At 68.0% G+C, this 5,731-nt stretch carries 4 protein-coding genes; 3 read left to right on the plus strand and 1 reads right to left on the minus strand.

From position 1 onward, the window contains the following. The first annotated feature begins 276 nt into the window (after positions 1-276). The 3 genes from ACFY2Z_RS41530 to ACFY2Z_RS41540 all read left to right on the plus strand — a co-directional run bounded on the left by ACFY2Z_RS41530 (position 277) and on the right by ACFY2Z_RS41540 (position 3,785). Complete coding sequence (locus ACFY2Z_RS41530; RefSeq protein WP_390749175.1) at positions 277-606, plus strand: ANTAR domain-containing protein; 330 nt, start codon at positions 277-279, stop codon at positions 604-606. 1,122 nt (positions 607-1,728) lie between these two features. Continuing rightward, positions 1,729-3,399 (plus strand): cytochrome c oxidase subunit I, encoded by a 1,671-nt coding sequence (gene ctaD, locus ACFY2Z_RS41535; RefSeq protein WP_390749176.1) that lies wholly within the window; start codon positions 1,729-1,731, stop codon positions 3,397-3,399. Next, a complete protein-coding gene (locus ACFY2Z_RS41540; RefSeq protein WP_390749177.1) occupies positions 3,396-3,785 on the plus strand; it encodes a cytochrome c oxidase subunit 4 in 390 nt (129 codons plus the stop codon). Before ctaD ends, ACFY2Z_RS41540 begins: the two co-directional genes overlap by 4 nt. Here ACFY2Z_RS41540 and ACFY2Z_RS41545 read toward each other — a convergent pair. After that, a complete protein-coding gene (locus tag ACFY2Z_RS41545; RefSeq protein WP_390749178.1) occupies positions 3,715-5,184 on the minus strand; it encodes a cytochrome bc complex cytochrome b subunit in 1,470 nt (489 codons plus the stop codon). The genes ACFY2Z_RS41540 and ACFY2Z_RS41545 overlap by 71 nt on opposite strands. Between the last annotated feature and the right edge of the window lie 547 nt (positions 5,185-5,731).

Here is a 5,731-nt window from a genome sequence, read left to right on the forward strand (position 1 = left end):
ACTCCAAGCCTTCGACATCACCTTCGACGGCCGGCTCACCGCCGGACGCCGCTGAACGAAACCGACCGAGTTCCACCGTTCGCTACACAGACCCGCACAGCGTCCACCCACTGCGCCTTGGTCGCAGTGCGGCAACAGCTCCGTAGGAATCGCGCCACCGGGCCCGCTCGCCCTTGCGCGAGCGGGCTCTGGGTGTGACGGTGAAGGTACAGACGGATTCAAGGGGTCCGCATACGGACGAGCCTTTTGGTCCCGTCCTCTAACCACGGAGGCCACTTGGACAGCCACGCCGACAACCTTTCCGGCGCGGTTCAGGAGCTGGAGAGCCACGATCGGATAAGGCAGCTGGAGACCCAGGTCTCCCAGCTTCAGCAGGCAGTCACCTCGCACGCGGTGATCGACCAGGCGATAGGCGTCATCGTGGTCGTGGGTCGGATGACGGCCGACGAAGCATGGGACGCCCTGCGCGAGACCTCGATGTGCACGAACATCAAGCTGCGTCATGTGGCGGAACTCGTGGTCACTTGGGGCCGGGGCGGAAGAGATCTTCCCGCGAACGTTCGTGACGAACTCTCGCGAAGGCTCAGGCGCCAAGCCGTGCAGTGACCGGACGGTGCTGCAGGTGGCCTCCCTTCAGGGGGATGTGGGTCTCTGCATGAGGGAGGTTGGGGGGCATCGCGTTCATGGCTGTGTCGTACAGCTACGCGGAGGTGCGGCGGGGCTACGCGGTGGTGGCGGGGGCCGTGAACGCGTCTCAGACGGTGCGGGCCGAACCGCGGACGAATCCGGGGCCAGCGCATGAAATGTGCGACCCCAAGGCCGCCTCCGCGCAGACGTCGCACGGATCACGCGGAGTCCCGTTCTCGCCCCCGCCCTCCGGACTTCGGTCGATGCTCACTGGCCGCGCCCCCGTCGGACGGCGCTGGAGGTCCGGACGGCTCCGAGGACATCACTGGGGCGCCGTCTGCCACCCACCGGTAACGAGCAACCAGCATGATGCGGTCGACGCCTTCGCGCACGAACGTGTCCACGGTGCCTTGGGCGGCCGGGCGTTGACGGACGAGGACGTCGTCGGGTTCCCCCTCGTTCGTGATCTGCTGGGCGTCCCCTGTCCAGGGACAACCCACGAACACGTACACCCAAGGAACCATGCCGGACATCCTGCCCGTACCAGCCAACCACCTCTGGTTCAGGCACGAAGACCATACAGAGGATCCGCCCGAAGGGACCACACGCGCCGCGCCCTTGAAAGCACCTCCGTTCGCCTGTAGCCCGCTCCGGTGAAGACCGGCACAGCGGGCGTGGCGTGACCGTCGCCCCGCGGGCCTCGGCCTATGACCGCGACGGACGGTCATGGTCCGCGTCGACGATCTCCCACCGGCCGGCCCAGCGGCGGGCCCCATCGCTCATTCCTCGCCGGCTCGGTTTCCCCCGGTGCGACCTGGGCACCCGCGTCGCGCCCGCGTGCCGCCCGGCCCCAGGGTCTGTCGTCAAACTCGCGTCGTCGCCCGAAGGGCGGCCCTGCGGCCTCAGGTGCGTGGTCTGGGGGTCCCCCTGCTCGATGAGCTCGGGGGAGTGCCGGGCGGAAGCCCTCGTACTGGAGGTACGGGGGGTTTCGCCCGGTGCGGCGGTGGGGGCACCGCCCGCGCGAGCGAAGCCGAGCGTGCATGGCGTCGCGGGGCAGGCGGGACCGTGACGCCGTGGGGAAACGGCCCGTGGAGGAGAACGATGCCGCAACTGTCGGAACGCACCGCCGCCGCGTGGCGCCGCACCACCGCCGCGTCGTCTCTCGGTGGGGCGCTGCTGCGCTGGACCACGACGACCGATCACAAGGTGATCGGCAGGCTGTACATGGTCACATCCTTCTGCTTCTTCCTCTTCGCCGGTCTGCTGGCCCTGGGCATGCGGGCGGAACTCGCCCGTCCAGGACTGCAGTTCCTGTCCGAGGAGGGCTACAACCAGTTCTTCACGGTGCATGGCACGGTGATGATGCTGCTCTTCGCGACCCCCATGTTCGCCGGGTTCGCCAATGCGGTGATGCCGCTGCAGATCGGTGCGCCGGACGTGGCCTTCCCCCGGCTGAACGCTCTGTCGTACTGGATGTACCTCTTCGGCGGGCTGATGGTCGTGTCGGGGTTCCTGGTGCCCAGCGGCGCCGCGTCGTTCGGCTGGTTCGCCTACGCCCCGCTGAACAGCGCCTACCGCTCCCCCGGAGCAGGCGGCGACCTGTGGGTGATGGGCCTCGTGGTGACGGGCGTGTCGACGACGCTCGGCGCGGTCAACTTCATCGCCACCATCCTGTGTCTGCGCGCTCCCGGCATGACGATGTTCAGGATGCCGATCTTCACGTGGAACATCCTGTTCACATCGATCCTCGTCCTGCCGGCGTTCCCCGTGCTCACCGCCGCTCTGCTGGCCCTGGAGGCGGACCGGAAGTTCGGGGCGCACGTCTTCGACGCGACGAACGGCGGCGCCATTGTGTGGCAGCACCTGTTCTGGTTCTTCGGCCATCCTGAGGTCTACATCGTCGCGCTGCCGTTCTTCGGGATCGTCTCGGAGATCCTTCCGGTGTTCTCGCGCAAGCCGATGTTCGGCTATCTGCCGATGATCGGCGCGACGATCGCGATCACGATGCTGTCCGCAGTCGTCTGGGCCCACCACATGTTCGCCACCGGTGCGGTGCTGCTGCCGTTCTTCTCCCTGATGTCGTTCCTGATCGCGGTGCCTACGGGGATCAAGTTCTTCGCCTGGATCGGCACGATGCACCGGGGTTCGCTCTCGTTCGAGACGCCTATGCTGTGGTCTCTGGGGTTCCTGGTGTCATTCCTGCTGGGCGGGCTCAGCGGCGTGCTCATCGCCTCCCCGCCGATCGACTTCCACGTCACCGACTCGTACTTCATCGTGGCCCATCTGCACTACGTCCTGTTCGGCACGGTCGTCTTCGCGATGTTCGGCGGGTTCTACTTCTGGTGGCCCAAGTTCACCGGGAAGCTCCTCGACGAGCGGCTCGGCAAGGTGCACTTCTGGCTGCTGTTTCCGGGGTTCCAGCTGACCTTCCTGGTGCAGCACTGGCTCGGTGCGGAGGGCATGCCGCGCCGCTACGCCGACTACCTTCCCGCCGACGGGTTCACCCTGCTCAACACCCTGTCGTCCGCAGGGGCGTTGCTGCTCGGCATCTCCACGCTGCCGTTCCTGTACAACGTCTGGCGCACCGCGCAGCACGGGGAGAAGGTCTCCGAGGACGACCCCTGGGGGTATGGCCGGGCACTCGAGTGGGCGACGTCCTGTCCTCCTCCGCGGCACAACTTCCTTGCCCTGCCGCGGGTGCGCTCGGAGTCGCCCGCCTTCGACCTGCATCATCCCGAGGCCGGTCTGCGGCCGGTGAAGGAGCTGCGATGAAGATCGAGGCTCTGCTCTTCGGCGGTGTCGCCCTGTTCTTCGCGGGTTCCGCCGCGCTGTACGCGGCCTGGTCGGGCGATCCGGCCGGCACCGCGGTGCTGATCGCCGCCTTCGGTATGGCCGGCGTGATCTCCTTCTTCTGCGCGGTGCAGTACCGGCGTCGCGGACGCCGCCCCCAGGACCGTACGGACGCCGAAGTGGCGGACGCGGTCGGCCATCTGGAGTTCTTCCCGCCCCACAGCCCCTGGCCAGTGATCACGGCACTGGGCTCCGCCGTCACCGCTCTGGGCGTGGTCTACGGGCTGTGGCTGTTCCTCATCGGTGCCGGGGTGCTGGCGCGGGGGGTTCTCGGTCTGGTTTTCCAGTACGCGACTCGGGGCGACTGACCAGCCTCCTCGGTGCCCCCGGCCGGCACCGGGTCAGGGGCCGGTGACCGCTCTCGTAGCCGCCTTCCAGGGTCTGGCGCACCTCCCCGGTCTCCTCGCCCTCGGCCAGACGCTGCCGCTCCGCCTCCAGCAGCGCATGGCACAGCCGCCGGGTGAGCAGGAACGCGACGACCGGCGCCACCACCAAGGAGATGCGCAGGATCCACGTCAGAGCGTTGAGCGAGATACGGAAGGTCTCCGCCACGATGTCGTTGCCGCCTGCCAGCAGCAGGACACCGTAGAAGGTGATCCCGGCGACGCCGAGTCCGGTGCGTACGGGGCGTTCCCGCGGCCGGTCGCACAGATGCCGTTCCTCGCGCCCCTCGGCCGTCAGACGCTGTTCGACGAAAGGGTAGACGTACAGGACGAGGAAGAGCAGCGCCGGCAGGACGACGGCCGGCAGCAGCACGTTCCACATGATCGTGTGGCCGGCGATGTTCGTCTCCCAGTCCGGCACGAGCCGCAGCCCGCCCTCCAGGAAGCCGACGTACCAGTCGGGCTGGGAGCCGGTCGTCGCCACGTCGGGGCGGTAGGGCCCGTAGACCCACACCGGATTGATCTGGGCGACCCCGCCCAGCAGTGCCGTCACCCCGAACACCATGAAGGACAGCCCCATCGAGGCCGCCATGAACTGCGGGAACAGCGGCTTGCCGACGGCGTTCCGGTTGGTCCTGCCGGGGCCGCGCCACTGCGTGTGCTTCAAGTAGAAGACCAGCATCAGATGCACGGTGACCAGCGCCAGCAACACCCCGGGCAGCAGCAGGATGTGCAGACCGTACAACCGGGGGATCAAGTCCACACCGGGATACTCCGAACCGAACGCGAACATGCTCACGTAGGTCCCCACCACCGGCAGGGACAGCATGATGCCCTGAGCGATGCGCAGTCCGGTACCGGACAGCAGGTCGCCGGGGAGCGAATACCCCGCGAAGCCCTCGGCCAGGGCGAGCACGAGGAGCGTGACGCCGATGACCCAGTTCATCTCCCGGGGCCTGCGGAAGGCACCCGTGAAGAAGATCCGCAGCAGGTGCGCACCGATGGCCGCCACGAACATCAGGGCCGCCCAGTGGTGCATCTGCCGGATGAGGAGTCCGCCGCGTACGTCGAAGCTGATGTGCAGGGTCGAATCGAACGCCTGCGTCATGCGGACACCACGCATCGGCACATACCGCCCCTCGTACACCACCTCCCCCATCCCCGGCTGGAAGAAGAACGTGAGCCACACACCCGTCACGACGAGCACGATCAAGCTGTAGAGGGCGATCTCACCGAGGAGGAAGGACCAATGCTCGGGAAAGGCCTTGCGCAGCAGTTGGCCGCCGCCGTCCCACACGGGCAGCCGCCCGTCCGCGGCGTCCACCAGCCGTTCTCCCGGACGGACCGCTTCCGATGTCCGCGACGCCGGCAGCGGCCGACGCCCGCCATTCACGGTGTTTCCCGCTCGTCACACCGGTCCCGGTCCACGGAACCCCTCCTTCTGCCGCTTCTTGGCCGGCCGCTCCACGCCGTGCCTTGCCGCCCGGACGCGCGGCGAGTACCCCGTCGCCGCGAAAACCCGCGCACCCCGGGCGGTACACCCGTTCGGATGCCGACCGGCCGGGCCCGCCTGACGTCCCGTCCTCAGGGAAGAGTGCGATGCCGAGGACGACCAGCACGATGACTCGTCGACCTGAGACGGAATCATGCACCATGGCAATCCTCGCCGAGCCGACAGTCGAACCAGCCGCTGTCCGACGGGCCTCGGTCGGCTGAGCCCCCTCCACGGTGCCGGTCGCGATAGGGGTCCGGTCGTCGAGACAGGCGACACCCGCACGATGGTGTCCCGCCGAGTGGTGTAGCAGCGATCTCCGCATAGCCCCTGGTCATGGGGCGGCCATCGCGCAACTCTCCGAGTAGCGAAGCTCGTT

The organism is Streptomyces sp. NPDC001222 (assembly GCF_042896945.1).
Lineage (GTDB): Bacteria > Actinomycetota > Actinomycetes > Streptomycetales > Streptomycetaceae > Streptomyces > Streptomyces gibsoniae.

Bases quoted from the DNA above. Each gene is read 5' to 3' on its own strand.
- ctaD (WP_390749176.1), top strand. From the start codon at position 1,729: ATGCCGCAACTGTCGGAACGCACCGCCGCCGCGTGGCGCCGCACCACC.
- ACFY2Z_RS41540 (WP_390749177.1), top strand. From the start codon at position 3,396: ATGAAGATCGAGGCTCTGCTCTTCGGCGGTGTCGCCCTGTTCTTCGCG.